Origin of the sequence: Labrenzia sp. THAF187b (assembly GCF_009363375.1) — a bacterium.
In the GTDB taxonomy this organism is placed as follows: domain Bacteria; phylum Pseudomonadota; class Alphaproteobacteria; order Rhizobiales; family Stappiaceae; genus Roseibium; species Roseibium algicola.
Map to the genome: position 1 here is coordinate 290,686 of NZ_CP045345.1, position 16,977 is coordinate 307,662.

General features: G+C 59.8%; 17 protein-coding genes. 10 read left to right on the forward strand and 7 right to left on the reverse strand.

Going from position 1 to position 16,977, the window contains the following annotated elements; all coding sequences use genetic code 11:
* Window positions 1-38: 38 nt before the first annotated feature.
* From FIV03_RS29190 to FIV03_RS29210, 5 genes are all read right to left on the reverse strand, one after another.
* Window positions 39-1,310: an extracellular solute-binding protein gene (locus tag FIV03_RS29190; protein ID WP_152512293.1), complete on the reverse strand. Its 1,272-nt coding sequence runs from the start codon at window positions 1,308-1,310 to the stop codon at window positions 39-41.
* Between the two features lie 74 nt (window positions 1,311-1,384).
* Window positions 1,385-2,455 (reverse strand): ABC transporter ATP-binding protein, encoded by a 1,071-nt coding sequence (locus FIV03_RS29195; protein ID WP_152512294.1) that lies wholly within the window; start codon window positions 2,453-2,455, stop codon window positions 1,385-1,387.
* Window positions 2,456-2,468: 13 nt separating this feature from the next.
* A complete protein-coding gene (locus FIV03_RS29200) occupies window positions 2,469-3,980 on the reverse strand; it encodes an alpha-N-arabinofuranosidase (RefSeq protein ID WP_152512295.1) in 1,512 nt (503 codons plus the stop codon).
* Window positions 3,981-4,131: 151 nt separating this feature from the next.
* Window positions 4,132-5,061, reverse strand: coding sequence for a winged helix-turn-helix transcriptional regulator (locus FIV03_RS29205; RefSeq protein WP_152512296.1), 930 nt, complete (start codon window positions 5,059-5,061; stop codon window positions 4,132-4,134).
* A 146-nt stretch (window positions 5,062-5,207) separates the two neighbouring features.
* On the reverse strand, window positions 5,208-6,113 hold the full coding sequence (locus tag FIV03_RS29210) for a LysR family transcriptional regulator (RefSeq protein WP_055660965.1): 906 nt from the start codon (window positions 6,111-6,113) through the stop codon (window positions 5,208-5,210).
* Window positions 6,114-6,295: 182 nt separating this feature from the next.
* Between FIV03_RS29210 and FIV03_RS29215 the strand changes: the two genes are divergently transcribed.
* The 10 genes from FIV03_RS29215 to FIV03_RS29260 all read left to right on the forward strand — a co-directional run bounded on the left by FIV03_RS29215 (window position 6,296) and on the right by FIV03_RS29260 (window position 15,481).
* Window positions 6,296-7,339 (forward strand): ABC transporter substrate-binding protein, encoded by a 1,044-nt coding sequence (locus FIV03_RS29215; protein WP_152512297.1) that lies wholly within the window; start codon window positions 6,296-6,298, stop codon window positions 7,337-7,339.
* A 4-nt stretch (window positions 7,340-7,343) separates the two neighbouring features.
* Window positions 7,344-8,141, forward strand: a complete 798-nt coding sequence (locus tag FIV03_RS29220; protein WP_055660967.1) for an ABC transporter ATP-binding protein — start codon at window positions 7,344-7,346, stop codon at window positions 8,139-8,141.
* Window positions 8,141-8,950, forward strand: coding sequence for an ABC transporter permease (locus tag FIV03_RS29225; RefSeq protein WP_023001409.1), 810 nt, complete (start codon window positions 8,141-8,143; stop codon window positions 8,948-8,950). The genes FIV03_RS29220 and FIV03_RS29225 overlap by 1 nt, the downstream gene beginning before the upstream one ends.
* Window positions 8,951-9,027: 77 nt before the next feature.
* Complete coding sequence (locus FIV03_RS29230; RefSeq protein WP_152512298.1) at window positions 9,028-10,395, forward strand: FAD-dependent oxidoreductase; 1,368 nt, start codon at window positions 9,028-9,030, stop codon at window positions 10,393-10,395.
* A gap of 14 nt (window positions 10,396-10,409) precedes the next feature.
* Window positions 10,410-11,576: a CoA transferase gene (locus FIV03_RS29235; protein ID WP_152512299.1), complete on the forward strand. Its 1,167-nt coding sequence runs from the start codon at window positions 10,410-10,412 to the stop codon at window positions 11,574-11,576.
* Window positions 11,573-12,349, forward strand: coding sequence for an enoyl-CoA hydratase-related protein (locus FIV03_RS29240; RefSeq protein WP_152512300.1), 777 nt, complete (start codon window positions 11,573-11,575; stop codon window positions 12,347-12,349). The genes FIV03_RS29235 and FIV03_RS29240 overlap by 4 nt, the downstream gene beginning before the upstream one ends.
* 14 nt (window positions 12,350-12,363) lie before the next feature.
* On the forward strand, window positions 12,364-12,711 hold the full coding sequence (locus FIV03_RS29245) for a ferredoxin family protein (protein ID WP_023001405.1): 348 nt from the start codon (window positions 12,364-12,366) through the stop codon (window positions 12,709-12,711).
* Window positions 12,708-13,571, forward strand: a complete 864-nt coding sequence (locus tag FIV03_RS29250; RefSeq protein ID WP_152512301.1) for a dihydrodipicolinate synthase family protein — start codon at window positions 12,708-12,710, stop codon at window positions 13,569-13,571. The genes FIV03_RS29245 and FIV03_RS29250 overlap by 4 nt, the downstream gene beginning before the upstream one ends.
* Window positions 13,572-13,584: 13 nt before the next feature.
* Window positions 13,585-15,021 (forward strand): aldehyde dehydrogenase family protein, encoded by a 1,437-nt coding sequence (locus tag FIV03_RS29255; RefSeq protein ID WP_152512302.1) that lies wholly within the window; start codon window positions 13,585-13,587, stop codon window positions 15,019-15,021.
* A 10-nt stretch (window positions 15,022-15,031) separates the two neighbouring features.
* Window positions 15,032-15,481: a deaminase gene (locus FIV03_RS29260; protein ID WP_152507860.1), complete on the forward strand. Its 450-nt coding sequence runs from the start codon at window positions 15,032-15,034 to the stop codon at window positions 15,479-15,481.
* Between the two features lie 6 nt (window positions 15,482-15,487).
* Here FIV03_RS29260 and FIV03_RS29265 read toward each other — a convergent pair whose 3' ends face one another.
* Window positions 15,488-16,348: an alpha/beta hydrolase gene (locus FIV03_RS29265; protein WP_173014014.1), complete on the reverse strand. Its 861-nt coding sequence runs from the start codon at window positions 16,346-16,348 to the stop codon at window positions 15,488-15,490.
* Window positions 16,349-16,406: 58 nt separating this feature from the next.
* Window positions 16,407-16,883, reverse strand: coding sequence for a VOC family protein (locus FIV03_RS29270; protein WP_152512486.1), 477 nt, complete (start codon window positions 16,881-16,883; stop codon window positions 16,407-16,409).
* Window positions 16,884-16,977: the final 94 nt, after the last annotated feature.

Below are 16,977 nucleotides of genomic sequence, written 5' to 3' on the forward strand. Positions count from 1 at the left end.
TGTGTGCGTGCGGCAGGCGTCCCGGGCAAAGCCTTCGTCTATTGAAGCTTCGACTGAAGCTCGTCTTTCATCTGCTGTGCTGCCTGCGCGGGCTCCAGATAACCATGCATGGCGGGCGAGATGATGTTGATGGCTGCATCATAGACAGGCGAGGCCACCCCTGCGATCGGCGACCTTGGATCGTAGGCCGCGGTTTCGGCGAGTGACGAATAGGTGGCGTTGGGTTCCATTTCCCCGAATTCATCGCTGGTCGCGACAGGTTTGTAGGCTGGAATATGTCCTGCCCCGGCCCAGGAGATCGAGTTCTTCTCCATCCAGCCGATTGCGGTCATCACCGCCGCGCGTTTTTCCGGGCTCATTTCCGTTCCCTGAGGAATGGCGAAGGCGTGGGAATCCGCCCAGGTGGCCGTGGTTCCAAGCAGCGTCGGAATTTGTACCGCACCCCAGTCGAACCCGAGCGTTCCCTTTTCCGCCATGTCGACCATGGTCGGCACTTCCCAGACGCCGTTCATGTGAAAAGCGGCCTTGCCGGACGTGAACAACGCAACGGAGGCTTCGTATTCGGCCTGCTCCGGCTGCCAGCTCTGCTTGTGCCAGTTGGTCATGATCTCGATGGCATTGGCGGCCTTGTCCAGATTGTCGCCTGCCAGAACCTCGCCGTCGGTGATCAGCTCGCCGCCTTGCTGCTTGAGCAGGGTGAAGAAGACCCGGTAGGTGCCGCCGTCATCACCTGTTGCGTAGGAGACGGGAGCTTCGGAGCCGTTTTCCTTGGCAAGCGCAAGCGCTTCCTCGAAATCGGCGAGGCTTTCAATGCCGGTCAGATTGCCCTGGTCATCGAGGAAGCGGGATCCTTCGAAATAGGTCTTGTTTACGTAGAGCACGATGGCGTGGATATCGAACGGCACTGCGTGGAGCTTGCCGTCCGCATCGCTCGCGGCGGCAATGGCTGCCGGGAAGAAGTCATCCTTGCTGAGACCGGCGGTGGCAAGATCTTCATCACTGATCACGTCCAGCACATTTTCCTCAAGCCCGAGCGGCATGCGCGACAGGTGATAGGTCATCACGTCCGGGCCCTGGCCAACGGCAACGGAAGTGCGCACCTTGGTGTAGAAGGGCACGCCCCATTCCAGAGTGGTTCCGTTGATCTTGACGTCCGGATGTTCTTCGTTGAAGCGTGCGATCAACGCTTTCATGCGAACGCCGTCACCACCGCTCAGAAAGTCCCACCAGGTGATGTCCTGCTGGGCAAATGCCGGCAGGCTGGCAAGGCTCATCGCCCCCGCTGCCAGAAGTGTCTTAAGGTATTTCATCGACTCTTCCTCCCGTATGAAAAACCGGCATTTCCCATCAAGGCCGGTTCAAAGGTACCAGGCAGACAGAAGGTCTACCGAATACGCTGGTCCTGCTCGTTGAAGACCAGAACCTGTTCAGGTGTGCAGGTGAGCTTGATTGCCTCACCGCCCCCGGCATGGCGGCTGCCGCGCCATTCAACGACGATCTCGCGGCCGTCCGGCATATGCGTGTGCAGGTAGGAAACACCTCCCAGGTCCTCCGCCATTTCCACGGTCACGGGAATGCCCTTGTCCGCGCTGGTCAGGTGTTCCGGACGCAGTCCGACGGTGATCCGGCTGTCGGCCGGAAGATCGCCGGAAACTTTCGCCAGCAGGACTGCGTCCGTTCCGTTGATGGCAATGCGCAGGCAATCGCCTTCCCGGCCGAGCACTGTTGCCGGCAGAAAGTTCATGGCCGGCGATCCGATGAAACCGGCGACGAATTTGTTGTCGGGGTCGTCGTAGAGATCGAGTGGTTTTCCAGCCTGTTGCACGACACCCTGTTTCAGCACGAAGATCCGGTCGGCCAGTGTCATGGCCTCCACCTGATCGTGGGTGACATAGATCATCGTCGCGCCGATCTGCTTGTGCAGCCGGGCAAGTTCCAGCCGCATCTGGACGCGCAACTCCGCATCCAGGTTCGACAGAGGCTCATCAAACAAAAACACCTTGGGTTGGCGCACGATCGCCCGTCCGATCGCAACTCGCTGACGCTGGCCTCCGGACAGTTGAGACGGCTTCTTCTGCAGCTGTTCCTCAAGCTGGAGGATGCGGGCCGCCTCCATCACCTTGTCGTGCACGTCCTGTTTCGGCGCCCGTTTCAGACGCATGGAAAAGGCCATGTTCTCGAAGACGGAAAGATGCGGATAAAGCGCATAGGACTGGAAGACCATGGCAACGCCGCGTTTGGCCGGTTCCTGCCAGGTCACATCGGTGCCTTCGATCGAGATCTTGCCGCCGCTTGTGTCCTCAAGGCCTGCGATCATCCTCAGCAATGTCGATTTTCCGCAGCCGGATGGACCGACAAAGACCGCGAATTCACCCGTCGGAATGTCCATGCTGACATCATGGATCACCCCGACCGGGCCGAAGACCTTGCGTATGTTGCGAAGCTGAACCCCCATTGCATGGATCCCCTCAGCCGACGCTCAACCGCAGGACATTATAGGAAAGCGGCGCAAGCTTGCCCTTGAGCTGACCATCCTCCACGCCAACGCCTGTCCCCTTGCCGGGAACCACGTTGTCCGGCTTGTCCGGACCGTTGGTGTCATTGAGGCCGTAGCCTTCCATGGACAGATGTTCGGCCAGGGACGGCGAGCCGAAACCCGTCAAGGACACGTCGAGATCGGCCGTTTCGGTCAGATGCCGGTTCAGGACGAAAAGCGTCAGTGTGCCTGCTGCCTTGTCGTGTACCCCGGCAACGTCGAGGTAGCAGACATCGTCGGCAACGGAGCAGTCGTAGGTCGGTGCATCCACGGCAACGTTTAGCGCATCACCGCGGCCGTAAAGAGACGCGAACTGATAGGGGTAATAGATGGTCTGGCGCCAGGCGGGCCCGCCCTTTTCCGCCCGGATCGGGGCGATTACGTTGACCAGCTGGGCAATGCAGGCAATACGCACACGGTCGGAGCGGCGGATGAACTCGTTGAGCAGGCCGGCGACGAAGAGGGCGTCCTCGAAGTTGTAGTTCTCTTCAAGCAGCGGCGGTGCTTCCGGCCAGTCCCATTCCTTGATGCGGCGGCTGTCGTCCTCGCGGATGTGGTACCACACATTCCACTCATCGAAGCAGATATGGACGTCGTTCTTCGCACGCTTCTTGGACTTCACGTAATCGATGACACCGCCAATGGTCTGGATGTAGCGGCCGGTTTCCTCGATCTTGCCGAAGTAGTTGAGCGTGTCCTTGCTCTTGTTGCCGAAATACTTGTGCAGAGAGATGTAGTCGACGTTCTCGTAGCACTCTTCCAGGACTTCGCGTTCCCATTCGGGATAGGTGGGCATGCGGTCGTTTGAACTGCCGCAGACGACCGCCTCGATCGTCGGGTCGAAGCCTTTGAACGCCTTGGCCGTCTCGTTGGCCAGCCGGCCGTATTCCGTGGCGACCTTGTGGCCGATCTGCCAGGGGCCGTCCATTTCGTTGCCGAGGCACCACATCTTGACCCCGTAAGGATCCTCGCGGCCGTTGGAACGACGTAGGTCGGACCATTGGGTGCCGCCGGGAAAATTCACATATTCCAGGAAGTTGCGTGCCTCTTCCAGACCACGCGAACCCAGGTTGACGGCCAGCATCATCTCGATGCCGGCCTGTTCCGCCCAGATCGCGAAATCGTCGATACCGACCTGGTTGGTTTCCTTGCTGCGCCAGGCAAGATCGAGGCGGACGGGGCGCTTGTCCTTCGGGCCGATGCCGTCTTCCCAGTTGTAGGCGGAAACAAAGTTGCCGCCCGGGTAACGAATGGCCGGGATCCTGAGGTCCTGTACGAATTTCAGCACGTCCTTGCGAAAGCCGTTGGCATCGGCCTGCGGATGGTCAGGTTCATAAATGCCGGAATAGATCGCCCGTCCCATGTGTTCAATGAATGCGGAATAGAGCCGCTCATCGATGGAACTGATCCGGAAATCCCGATGCACGGTGACGCGTGCCTTCATTCGCATTCTCCCAGAAATATATATCGAATAAATCGATATGAATCTTTATTTCTGATAAGAATGCGAGCTTGGGGAAAATTGTCAACTGGACAATGTTGTTGCGGTGCAACCAGAAGTGAATGTCCCGACGTCTTTTCAAGTGCAGTTTCGGTCAATTGCGGGTGTGCAGTCGCAAAATAATGTCCTGATCGTAATTGCCGAAACCGCGGCCGAAGACGTTGATTCCGCCCGGGTGCCGTCCTTCGGCCTTTACCTCGATCTTCAATCGAACCGACCGGTGTTCGTCGAGCTGGAGGTCTTCTGTCTTGACATCAGAGATCTTGTGACCGTCCACGAAGGTGCCGTTCCTGCCGACACTCCAGGTCTTCAGCATGCCGTACTGCGAGCCGGAAAGCTTCCACCAGTCGGGTGTGTAGGCCCCGCGCTTGTCGCCGAAATCACCCGGGGACGTCCAGACGCCGATCTCCTTGCCGTTGATCGACAGGACGATGTCTGAGGGCCAGTTGCTCATGGTGCCCGGCACCTCGGAACTCACCTCCATCACAACGTCCAGACCGTCGATCTGCTTGCCAGTCAGCTTGGCATTGTTGGGGAACTGATATTCGACGAAGCCACTGGTAAACCACAACAAAGCCGTTTTCATCCGCTCCGGATCCATGAAAGTTTCCGGCACATCGAGAAGGCCGATGATCCCTTCTGTCGAGCAGATGCCGCAAGGAGCTGTGACGAGGCTGTTGGTGTAAAGGCCGAGCGGCATCGATACTTCGATCTGGTTCGGCTCGATGCGTTCTTCCGACGAGCGGAAGGCCAGGATGATCTCATCGTAGATGGCGAAGGTCGTCTTCTGGCTGCCCTTCTTCGCCCGCTGCACTTCCGTTCGCACCAGGCCTGCTTCTTCCAGAACCTGGATGTGGGTGGACACGGAGGATTGCGGCATGCCGGAAGCTTCCGAAAGCGCGTTGATGTTCATCCCGGGTGTCCGTACCAGCTCCTGCAACAGGTGCAGGCGAGGCTGGGAAGCGATCGCCTTCATGGCGATCTTGTCCTTGACGGGATCGACGATCAGAAAATTTGCGCGCATGGGTTGTCCCCGGCTGTGAATCTGGAACAGCTATTTGTATCGCTTTTTTCGATAATTACAATTGCTGTTTCACTGCGCCGGTACGTAAGACCGATTTGAACCATCCGGCAGACAGAGTGCAGGCCGCCGGCAGTGTCCTTGCAAACTCATGAATCCAGCCGCAGCTGGGTGAGGGCGCGCTTGATTTCGTTGCCGAGCAACCGTTCGGGCGGCGAGATGCCGGAAGAAGCGGACATGACGACGCCAATGCGCAGGTTGGACAGGATGTCATGCATCAGTGGCACGAACCGGAGAATGCCCTGGTCGATTTCGTCAATGAAACCGATCTTGGTGTAAAGGCCGAGGCCTCGGCCGGCCAGGATCATCTGTTTTGCCACGTGCAAGGTGTCGGTAAAGCAGTTGGTCGAGAGGGCGGAGGACATGCCCGAGATTGCCTGGTCGATGATCGAATTGCGACCGCGCGCATCTACGGTGCGCACCATTTTCTGGCCGGAGAGTTCCTCTATGGCGAGGTTTGTTCGGCCCGCGAAGGGATGGTCGGATCGCATGATGATGCCGATCGGCGCGGTCTTATCGGAAATTACCCGAACGTTTGGATGCAGATCGAAGGTGAAGGTAATGCCGATATCGGCAATTCCGCCCGCGACAGCGGTGATGATCTCGTCCGGCTGCGCGGTGGTGATCGAATAGGTGACCTGCGGATAGATCCGGTTGAAGTCGAGCAGGATACGAGGCAACAGCCCGTAGGTTACGGAATCGATGGCGGCAATGTTGAGGTGCCCGGACCGAAGGTCGCGGATATCGTCCAGCATGGTGCGGGTGCGTTCATAGTCCTGCAGCGTCTTGCGGCAGTGTTCCAGGACGATGGCCCCGGCATCGGTCAGCGTCACGCCTTCGGGGGTGCGCTCGAACAGGCGAACGCCCATCTCGTTCTCGGTGCTGATGATCTTCCGGTTCACCGTGGTGGAAGACACGTTCAAAACCGCAGATGCCTTGCGGATGGAGCCCTGGCGGGCGACTTCGTCGAAATAACGCAGAAAATTCGAATGCACGATGTCCCCCCGGACAGAGTGGCAAACAGTGCATCACAAAGTGCGGTGCATTTTATGCATCACCGTTAGCATGTTTTTGCACTTTTTGCACCGTGCATCTTCCCGTTAGAGTTCACTGTGAAGTCGGCAAGGGGAACAGTCGGCCACAAACCGCCCAATCTCAAATGAGGGGGACCAACAGTATGTCATACCTATTCTCGAATGGATTGAACCGCCGCTCGATGCTCAAGACCATGGCCGCAGGCGCTGGTCTGGCAGGCGCCGGAACACTTGTGAATATCGTACCAGGCTTTGCTCAGGACACCTTCAAGGTTTCCATGCAGCTCGGCTGGCTGGCCGGTAACGGCAACCTGGGAGAAATCGCGGCCGACAAGCTGGGCTATTTCGCGGAAGAAGGTCTTGAATTCGAAATCGTGCCGGGGGGGCCGAATGTCGATGGTGTGGCGTCCGTCGCTTCCGGGCGGTCCAATCTCGGCCAGGTGTCTTCCAGCCCCTCTCTCATGCTGGCGCGCTCGGCGGGCATTCCGGTGAAATGTATTGCCGCCGGTTACCAGCAGCACCCCTACACGTATTTCTCGCTCAAGAAGAACCCGATCAAGACGCCGCAGGACATGATCGGCAAGACCATCGGCACCCAGGCGACCGGACGGATCCTGTTCCGCGCGCTTCTGGCCAAGAACGGCATATCCGAGGCCCAGGTTGAACTGAAGGTCATCGGCAGTGACATGGCGCCGCTGCTGACGGGGCAGGTCGATGCGATTACCGGCTGGAAGACAAACGTCAACGCGCTTTCGATCCTTGGGGACCAGCGTGTCGACATGTCTCTGTGGGATGCGGGCATCCAGCTTTATGCCAACCCCTTCTACACCACGGACACTGTGCTGAACGAGCATGGCGACAAGGTGCAGGCCATGATCCGCGCCATCTCGCGCGGCTGGGGCTGGGTTCGTGAGAATCAGGAAGAAGCCGTCAACTATCTGGTCGAGCGCCTGCCGAACCTGGACAGGGAAAGCGAATTGAAGGCGGTGCCGCTGGTGGTCGGATATTCCTTCAACGAAAAGACCGCCGAAAACGGCTGGGGCACCATGACACGCGAAAACTGGCAGGCCCAGATCGAGACTTACGAAAATCTCGAGCAATTCGCGAACGGGGCGCCCGCCGTCGACGATGTGATGACGCTGTCGGTCCTGGAGAGCACCGCAGACAGCCGCCCGAAGGTCGGTTAAGGCCATGGAAGCGGTATTGGAAAATCTGGACGCAGGCACATTGGTGCCTGCAGCCAGCCTGCGCAATGCCTGGGTCAAGTTCGGTCAGTTCACCGCGATCCAGGACATCAGCCTGGAGATCGAGGCGGGAGCCTTCTATTCCATCCTTGGTCCGTCGGGTTGTGGCAAGTCGACCTTGCTCAGGCTGGTGTCTGATCTCATCCCGCCTGCATCCGGGGACGTGTCGATCTTTGGCAAGACGACCGAGGCTGCCCGTCTGGCACGGGAATTTGCCTTCGTGTTTCAGGACGCGACGCTGCTGCCCTGGCGCACGGCATTGGAGAACGTCCAGCTTCCCCTGGAAATGGGGCAGAGCCGCGGGATCCAGATCCCCGTCAGCGACAAGTCGCCGATGGAGTTGCTTGAGCTGGTCGGTCTCAAGGGCCGCGAACACGCACTGCCGCACGAGCTTTCCGGAGGCATGCGTCAGCGTGTGGCGATTGCCCGTGCACTGGTCTGCAAGCCGAAGCTGTTGCTGATGGACGAGCCCTTCGGTGCGCTCGATGAGATGACCCGCGACCACCTGAACCTTCAGCTTCTGAAGGTCTGGGAGGAAACCGGCGTGACGATCCTGTTCGTAACCCACTCGATCCCGGAAGCGGTCTTTCTGGGGCAGAAGGTGCTGATGCTCAAGGCGCATCCGGGCCGCCTGCACGAGATCGTCGATATCGATCTGCCATATCCGCGCACCACCGAGTTGCGGGATACGGCGGAATTCACCCGATACTCCGCGCATTTGCGCAAACTTCTGGAGGCGTGCTGATGACTGCCGTCGACGAAACGATGGGCATGCCGGTGGATGATGACGCTGCCGAAAAGGCCATGGCGCGCAGGGCACGGCTGACTGCTGTCGCGACCCCGGTGCTGACTGCGGTCGGCCTGATCGCCACCTGGGAAATCGGCGTCCGGGCCTTTGGAGTGCCGAGCTACATCGCCCCGGCTCCGAGCGAAGTCGCGACAACGCTGGTGACCGAATTTCCGCAGTTGATGCGGAACTTCTGGCCAACACTGTTCGAAAGCGTGCTCGGCTTTGTCGTCGGCAACGTGGCTGCAGTGCTGATCGCGATCGCCTTCGTGCACAGCCGGATGGTGGAGCGGGCGTTCTTCCCGATCGCGGTGTTCATCAACACCATTCCGATCCTGGCCATTGCCCCGATCCTGGTTCTGATCTTCGGAGCCGGCTTGACCGCAAAGGTCGTCATCGCTGCCCTGATCTGTTTCTTCCCGACACTGGTCAACATGGTGCGCGGCCTGCAGTCGGTCAGCCCTCAGGCGCTGGAGCTGGCACGGATCCTGTCCGCCTCCAAGTCGGAAGTGTTCTGGAAGATCCGCCTGCCGTCTTCGCTGCCGTTCCTGTTTTCGGCACTGAAGATCGCGGCCACCACCTGTGTCATCGGCGCCATCGTCGGGGAATGGGTTGGCGCGGATGTCGGGCTGGGTGCGTTGATCATCGATGCAACGTTCAATTTCCGCTCCGCCTTGCTCTACGCGACAGTCTTCCTGTCGTCGGGCCTGTCGGTGCTGATGTTTGCCGCTGTTTCCATTGCCGAACGCATGATCGTGCGGTGGTGAAGCGGATCTGAACCAAACGAAAATCTTAACTGAAACCGGGCCGTCGCTTGGCGGCCCAACGGGAGGAGTGCGCCGAAATGAGCACCAACACAACGCAGATTTCCTTGACCCGCAATGAGCAGGTTCCGGTCGTCGCAGACTGCGACGTGGTCGTCATCGGCGGTGGCCCCGCCGGCCTGAGTGCCGCCGTATCGGCTGCCAGAAACGGCTGCTCGGTGACCCTGCTCGAGCGTTACCATCACCTTGGCGGCATGGCCTCCGGCGGAATGGTTCTGGTGCTCGACGACATGGTCAACGAGGGCAATGAAATCGTCACGACGGGCATCGTCAACGAATTCGTCGACCGGATGTCGGCTCAGGATGGCGCAGTTTTTCCGCCGCCGGAAGATTGCCTGACCAACTGGGAAGTGTGGAAGAAGTGGTCCCGTTGGGGCTGCATCGATTTTCATCAGACCGGCATGCCTCAGCCGATCATTCACGCAGTTGCCTTCGACCCCGATTGCTGGAAACGGGTGAGCCTCGACCTGGCTCGTGAGGCAGGTGTCAATTTGCGCCTGCATTCGTGGTTTTCCGAAGCAATGGTGGAAGACGGCCGTGTGACCGGCGTGATCTGCCAGACCAAGCTTGGCCGTCAGGCGATCAAGGCGAAGATGGTGATCGATGCCAGCGGCGATCTGGATGTTGCATCGTCCGCAGGGGCGTCTTTCCAGACCGGACAGTACATCGTCACGACCGTGTTCCGCCTGTGCGACGTCGACACGGACAAGGCAGAAGCCTTCGAGTTCGAAAATCCGGAAGAATACAAGGCCCTGGACCGTCAGGTGCGCCGGGTGATCGGTGGCGCCTGGGGCATGTGGTGGCTGAAGACGCCGCTGCCGGGCATCGTCTGGTGCAACTGCCCGCACATGCCGGGGTATGACGGTCTGTCGCCGGAACACATGCTGGCGGCGGAAGTCGAAGGCCGCGAGCGCATGATGAAGCTGCTCGCCTTCGTGCGCGCCAATCTGCCCGGTTTCGAAAACGCCAAGATGCTGGGTGCCGCGGAACAACTCGGCATTCGCCAGACCCGTCTGTTGCAGGGCGAATATGTGGTCACCCGCGATGACGTGCGCTCCCGCCGTCATTTCTCCGACAGCGTCTGCCGGGGCAGGGACTACTACACGCCTTACAGGGCCCTGCTGCCCAAGGGCATCGACAACATGATCGTTGCTGGCCGCCACTACTCGGTTGAAAGCGAAGCCCAGAAGCTTTCGCGGGAAATACCGCCGTGCATGGCGCAGGGCGAAGCCGCGGGCGTCGCCGTTGCGGTCGCTCTGGAACAGAACTGTGCACTGCGCGACGCCGACGTTGCCACGATCCAGAAACGCATGCGTGCCCAGGGCGCCGACCCCGGCGACATCCCATCAGCAAATGCGCTCGTCGAAGGCACCGTCGCTGCAGAATAAAAAGGATAACAAACGTGAATACCCAAGCTTTCCCACTCTCCGGTGTCCGCATTCTGGACTTCACCCAGGTCATGCTGGGGCCATGTGCAACCCAGATGCTGGCCGACTTCGGCGCGGACGTCATCAAGATCGAGCGCCCCGGTGCAGGCGACCTGTCGCGGCACTTCTTCGACGTGCGGTCGGAAGAGGGCATGAACAACGCCGTCTTCTCGTCGCTGAACCGTAACAAGCGGTCTGTCGAGATCGACACCAAGTCCGATGAGGGCAAGCAGATGGTGTACGATCTGGTGCGCAACGCGGACGTGGTCGTCGACAATTTCCGCGCCGGTGTCATGGACCGTCTGGGCTTCGGCTATGAGGCGCTCAAGGCGATCAATCCCCGCATCATTTGTGCATCCGGAACGGGGTTTGGCGAGAAGGGCCCCTATGCCCACAAGGGTGGGCAGGACGTTCTGGCCCAGGCAATGAGTGGTGTCATGGAAAAGACCGCCGACCCGTCGATCGAGCGGTCCATCTATCCCACAACCTTGTGCGACTATACGGCAGGCATGCACCTGGTTCAGGGCATTCTGGCGGCCTTGCTGGCAAGGACGAAGACCGGCCGTGGCCAGCGTGTTTCCGTGTCGCTCTACGATTCCATGATCGCGATGCAGATGCAGGAAGCCGCACAGTGGACCAAGCATCGTGAAGTGCTGAACTGGGCTGCCATGCCCTTGACCGGTGTCTTCGACACCACCGACGGTGCTCTGGTGGTGGTCGGTGCCTTCAAGGCAAATCCGCTGCGCGACATCTGCACCGCGCTTGGCATTGAGGACCTTTCACCCACCTATCCGGATCTCGCCAGCCAGCGTGCCAACAAGCCCTATCTGCAGGACCGGTTCCGGGCCGTCTTCGCAACGGACACGACGGCGCACTGGATCGCCAGGCTGGAAGAGCAGGACCTGCTTTGCGCACCCGTGCGGGCGCTCGGAGAGGCACTCGAAGACCCGCAGACTGCCATCAACGGCATGCTGCTGGATTTCGACCATCCGGTCCTTGGCCCCTTGAGGGTCGTGGGGTCACCCGTGCACTTGAGTGAAGCCCCCCTGAAACTGCGGCACGCGCCGCCGCGCCTGGGCGAACACACCGACGAAGTCATTGCGGAGTTCGGCCTGCAACAGGTGGCAGGGGCGGCGGAATGAGTGTCCTTTTCACCCTCGAAAACCATGTCGCCCGGGTTGTCATAGACCGCCCGGAGCGCATGAACGCGGTCGACAGGGCAACTTCGGACGAGCTGGAAACCATCTGGCGGAAGATCGAAGCCGATCAGACCGTGCGCTGCGTGGTGTTGACCGGTTCGGGTGAACGTGCCTTTTCCGCCGGTGCGGACCTGAAGGACAGCAACGGACTGAGTGGGCTTGAATATTGGGCGTCCGCAAACCCGCTGGGGTTCGGCGGCATCGCCCTGAGGCGATCCTTGAAGGTGCCGGTGATTGCCCGCGTCAACGGTCTTGCGCTCGGCGGCGGCATGGAAATGGTTCTTGGCTGCGATATCGTGATTGCCAGCGATACGGCCAGGTTCGGCTTGCCCGAAGCAAAGGTGGGCAACCTTCCGCTGGCAGGCGGGATGACGCTGCTTCAGCGTCTCGTCCCCCGCAATATCGCTGTCGGTCTGATGATGACCGGCCGGATGGCAAGCGCTGTGGAGATGGAGCGCTACGGGCTCGTCAATGCCGTCGTGCCGCAGGACGAACTCGATGCGGAAGTGGACCGCTGGATTGCCGACATTCTGGCAAGTGCGCCGCTTTGCGTGCAGGCGATCAAGGCCACGGTACGCGAAACCGGTGAAATGCCGCCCGACCAGGCACAGGCCGTGCGGTCTCCCGAACTGATCGCCGCTCTCACATCCGAGGATTCCCTCGAAGGGGTTCGGGCGTTCCGGGAAAAGCGCGCGCCGGTCTGGCAAGGCAAATAAGTTGAGAGATCAAGATGGCGCTGATCATCAAGAGCGAATGCATTGATGTGAAGGACGGGATCTGCACCACGTCCTGTCCGGTCGACTGCATCTATGAAGGCGAGCGGATGTTCTACATCCACCCCGAAGAATGCATCGAATGCGGCATGTGCGAGAGCATCTGCCCTGTCGACGCGATCCGCTACGACGACGAGGTGACCGGTGCGGACCGGGCGTTCATCGAGATCAACAAGGATGTGTTCCAGGGTCCGGACGGAGGGCTGGTTTCGCCGGGTGGCTGGACCAGGGGCGATACGCCTTTCCGGGACCACCCTGCGGTGCGGGATTTTTTCAAACGTGATTTTGAGGAACAGACGACATGAAGGGGATAGTTGCGGCGGTGCCGACACCGCTCGATGCGCATGGCGCACCGGTGAAAGATACCTTTCTGGAACATTGCGCCTGGGCGCTGGCCAACGGGTGCGATGCCCTGAACATCCTGGGAACGACCGGTGAGGCGAATTCTCTCGGTCTGGCCCATCGCAAGAAGGTGATGGCCTGGGCGGCCGAGGCCTTTGACACGAGCCGTCTTATGGTCGGCACGGGTCTGACGTCGCTTGAGGACACGCTGGACCTCACGCGCGCAGCTGCCGACATGGGCTATGGCGTCGCGCTGGTCCTGCCGCCGTTCTACTACAAGCCTGTCACCGAGGAGGGGCTGGTTGCCTGGTACGAAGCGCTGGACCGGGCACTCGGCGCGACACCGATCGAGATCTATTTCTATAATTTCCCGCAGATGACGGGCTTGAAGATACCCGCGGATGTCGTCGAGTGTCTGGCAAAGACCCATCCGAAAAGGTTCACGGGCATCAAGGATTCTTCCGGCGATCTCGACTATTGCCGGGAGCTTGTCCGGCGGCTGCCAGACCTGAAGGTGTTCCCAAGTTCTGAAACGGCGCTCGCGGAAGGGCCTGGAGCCGGGTTTGCAGGGTGCATTTCCGCCACCGTGAACATCAGCGCGCCCCTTTGTGCACGGCTCCTGCAGGATCCTGCAAACGAGGCAGTGGCTGGCCGGGTCGCCAGCATACGGGCGGACATTGCTGCCCATCCGCTGGTTCCGGCGGTCAAATATCTTGTCGGCCGGCGCGCTGATGAAAGTACCTGGAACCGTGTCCTGCCTCCCTTTCAACAACTGGACGATGGCGCACGCGGGTCTCTCGACCGCATTGCCGAAACCCTTTGAAACCGGAATTCCAATGACAAAGCACGACAATCTGATCGGCGGCAAATGGCTGCCTTCCAACACCTATTCCGAAAACCGCAATCCTTCGAACACCGATGATGTCGTCGGCCTTTATGCCCAGGGAAGCGTTGACGATGTCGATGCCGCCGTCACGGCAGCGCGCAAGGCCGCGCCAGGCTGGGCAGCGGCAACGCCGCAGACACGCCATGATCTGCTGGAAGCGGTTGGGCGAAAGTTGGCGGAACGGGCCGAAGAATATGGCCGCCTGCTGTCGCGCGAGGAAGGCAAGACGCTGGCGGAAGGCATCGGCGAAACCATGCGCGCCGCCCAGGTTTTCAAGTTCTTTGCCGGTGAAGCGCTGCGCGTGACCGGCGATATGCAGGCCTCCGTGCGGCCCGACATCGACGTTGAGGTTACGCGTGAGCCGGTCGGTGTGATCGGCCTGATCACCCCGTGGAACTTTCCCATCGCCATTCCGGCCTGGAAGGCGGCACCTGCGCTGGCCTATGGCAATTGCGTCGTTTTGAAACCGGCGGATCTGACGCCGGGCTGCGCTCATGTGATCGCAACTCTGCTGGATGAATGCGGCTGTCCACCCGGTGTCTTCAACCTGGTCATGGGGCGCGGTTCTGTTGTTGGCGAGGCCATCGTCACCCACCCGGATGTCGATGCGGTTTCCTTCACCGGGTCCGTTGCCACGGGAAGCCATATTGCCGAAGTGTGCGGACGGCTTAAACGCAAATGCCAGCTTGAAATGGGCGGCAAGAACCCGATGGTGGTGCTGGATGACGCCGATCTGGATGTCGCCGTTTCCGCATGCTTGAACGGGACGTTCTTTTCCACCGGCCAACGCTGCACCGCGTCCTCGCGCATGATCGTGCAGGCGGGAATTCACGACGCTTTCGTTGAGAAACTGCAAACAGCAATGCTGGCCTTGAAGGTCGGGGATGCGCTTGATCCCGCTACCCAGATTGGACCGGTGGTCGACGAAAAACAGCTCTCTTCGAACCTTGCCTATGTGGACCTCGCCCGGAAAGAAGGCGCAAAGGTGATTGGCGGCGAGCGGCTCGAACTTGCCGTGCCCGGCTATTTTCAGGCCCCGGCACTGTTTCTCGAGACGACCAATTCCATGCGCATCAACCGGGAAGAGATTTTCGGTCCATGCGGATCCGTCATCAAGGTGGCCGACTTCGAGGAAGCCATTACAGTTGCAAACGACACCGATTTCGGCCTGTCAGCCGGTATCTGCACCACAAGCCTGAAACATGCCCGCGACTTCAAGCGGCGTGTCAGGGCCGGTATGGTGATGGTCAACCTGCCGACCGCCGGTGTTGATTTTCACGTTCCCTTCGGCGGCACCAGGGGATCGTCTTTTGGACCACGTGAACAGGGCCGCTACGCGGCGGAATTCTTCACCACGGTCAAGACCAGCTACCTGTTTGCAGGCTAGGAGAAGCACATTGGACAGCAAATCCGGCAAATGGCGCAACCGGTTTCTCGGGCTCTGCGATCACATCGCACAATGGTCTGAAGATCGCGACTTCAAGGTGGGCGCAGTCATTGTCGGGCCTGGCCAGGAAATCCGCGCGACAGGTTACAACGGCCTGCCGCGCGGGGTCTCCGGAACGGACGAAACCCGTCTCGACCGCCCGAGCGGTGAAAAGTTCTTCTGGGTGGAACACGCCGAACGCAATGCGATCTACAACGCAGCCCGCGCCGGTGTAGCGCTTGCCGGTTGCACCCTCTACGTCAACCGGTTTCCCTGTGCGGACTGCGCGAGAGCGATCATTCAAAGCGGGCTGTCCTGTGTGGAATGCCCGCCCAGACCATCGCATGACGGCAAGCTCGATCACAGTTTTGAGGTTTCCGAGATCATGCTCAAGGAAGCTGGTATTCGGCTATTGCTGTAGGAAACCTCATTCGCCGGCTTGGCTATCCATGTCATCGATGAATTTTCTGATCATCGGTTTGAGTTCCGGTTGTTTCAGAATGTTCATATGCGTGGTTCCGGGCAGGATTGCCAGGCGGGCGGCAGGAATGGTTTTTGACAGATAGAGCGCATGCTCTGCCAGGATGAAGTCGTTGTCACCGTTCATGATCAGCGACGGCACGGGAATTGCCGCGACCTGTTGCTCTGTCCATCCCCAGTCCGTGGTTATGAACCTGCTCATTTTTTGCATCGTCACCGGCGCGGCCTCGGCACCTCCCGGGTTCACGGCCGCAATCTCGGCGAACATCTCCGCAAATTCCTCTTCGCTCGGCATCATCGCCAGAACTTCGGCCGGCGGCACATAGTCCGGGTCCTTCTGCATCCGGATGATGCCGGGCACAAAGCCGTCTGGCGAGGCGCTGCCGGAAATGCTTGTCAGAGAGGCCAGTCGGTCCGGCATGTTGACCGCAAGGTCAAGTCCCAGCATGCCACCCGCCGAGAACCCGACGACATGAACCTTTTCCACTGACAAGGCATCAAGCACACCGATGGTATCAATGCGCATGGTCTCCAGGGTGATTGGTTCGTCATTCAAAGGCGTGTGTCCGTGCCCCTGCTGCTCGACGCCAATCACTGGCCGGTCCTCGACAAGTTCAGGGATGAAGGCGCCAAAGCTTGAGGCGATACTCTGCATGCCGCCGTGAAGGAGGAGAACCGGCGTTTCGCCGGTCTCCAGGTCCCCGTGAACTTCGTAATAGACGTCGTGACCGTTCACGGTAACGGTGTCTGCCTGCGCAAGGCTTGTGATCAGCAACGTTGCAGCTGCACCTAATAGTGATTTCTTCATATCGGACTTCTCGAAATTACAGGGCTGGTTCACAAAATGTCCGGCCACTCGGGTACGATCAGCCGCCCCGGCGGGCCGCATCGATGGCAGCCACGTCGATTTTCTTCATCTCCATCATTGCGCCAAAGGCGCGCTTTGCTTCGCCGCCGCCGGCAGCCAGGGCTTCCATCAGCGTGCGCGGGGTGATCTGCCAGGAAATGCCCCATTTGTCCCTGCACCAGCCGCAGGCGCTTTCCTCGCCGCCATTGTCGACAATGGCGTTCCAGTAACGGTCGGTTTCTTCCTGATCCTCGGTCGAAACCTGGAAAGAGAACGCTTCGCTGTGCTTGAATGTGGGGCCACCGTTCAAGCCGAGACAGGGAATGCCCAGCACGGTAAATTCGACGGTCAGAACGTCGCCCTCTTTCCCGGACGGATAGTCGCCGGGCGCGTGGTTGACGGCTTTCAGGGCACTGTCTGGAAAGGTTTCAGCATAAAATCGTGCTGCGGCCTCGGCGTCTTTTTCGTACCAGAGGCAAATTGTGTTCTTTGCAATCGACATTGTTTCCAGTCCTGGAGTTATACCGTCGCCCCGGATGTCTGTACTCAAAGATCCAGGGGCGACATGACATTGTTTGCGGAAGAACCAG

Bases quoted from the DNA above. Each gene is read 5' to 3' on its own strand.
- FIV03_RS29205 (WP_152512296.1), bottom strand. From the start codon at position 5,061: ATGCGCGCAAATTTTCTGATCGTCGATCCCGTCAAGGACAAGATCGCC.
- FIV03_RS29230 (WP_152512298.1), top strand. From the start codon at position 9,028: ATGAGCACCAACACAACGCAGATTTCCTTGACCCGCAATGAGCAGGTT.
- FIV03_RS29200 (WP_152512295.1), bottom strand. From the start codon at position 3,980: ATGAAGGCACGCGTCACCGTGCATCGGGATTTCCGGATCAGTTCCATC.
- FIV03_RS29265 (WP_173014014.1), bottom strand. From the start codon at position 16,348: ATGAAGAAATCACTATTAGGTGCAGCTGCAACGTTGCTGATCACAAGC.
- FIV03_RS29250 (WP_152512301.1), top strand. From the start codon at position 12,708: ATGAAGGGGATAGTTGCGGCGGTGCCGACACCGCTCGATGCGCATGGC.
- FIV03_RS29215 (WP_152512297.1), top strand. From the start codon at position 6,296: ATGTCATACCTATTCTCGAATGGATTGAACCGCCGCTCGATGCTCAAG.
- FIV03_RS29245 (WP_023001405.1), top strand. From the start codon at position 12,364: ATGGCGCTGATCATCAAGAGCGAATGCATTGATGTGAAGGACGGGATC.
- FIV03_RS29255 (WP_152512302.1), top strand. From the start codon at position 13,585: ATGACAAAGCACGACAATCTGATCGGCGGCAAATGGCTGCCTTCCAAC.
- FIV03_RS29195 (WP_152512294.1), bottom strand. From the start codon at position 2,455: ATGGGGGTTCAGCTTCGCAACATACGCAAGGTCTTCGGCCCGGTCGGG.
- FIV03_RS29240 (WP_152512300.1), top strand. From the start codon at position 11,573: ATGAGTGTCCTTTTCACCCTCGAAAACCATGTCGCCCGGGTTGTCATA.
- FIV03_RS29220 (WP_055660967.1), top strand. From the start codon at position 7,344: ATGGAAGCGGTATTGGAAAATCTGGACGCAGGCACATTGGTGCCTGCA.
- FIV03_RS29190 (WP_152512293.1), bottom strand. From the start codon at position 1,310: ATGAAATACCTTAAGACACTTCTGGCAGCGGGGGCGATGAGCCTTGCC.
- FIV03_RS29225 (WP_023001409.1), top strand. From the start codon at position 8,141: ATGACTGCCGTCGACGAAACGATGGGCATGCCGGTGGATGATGACGCT.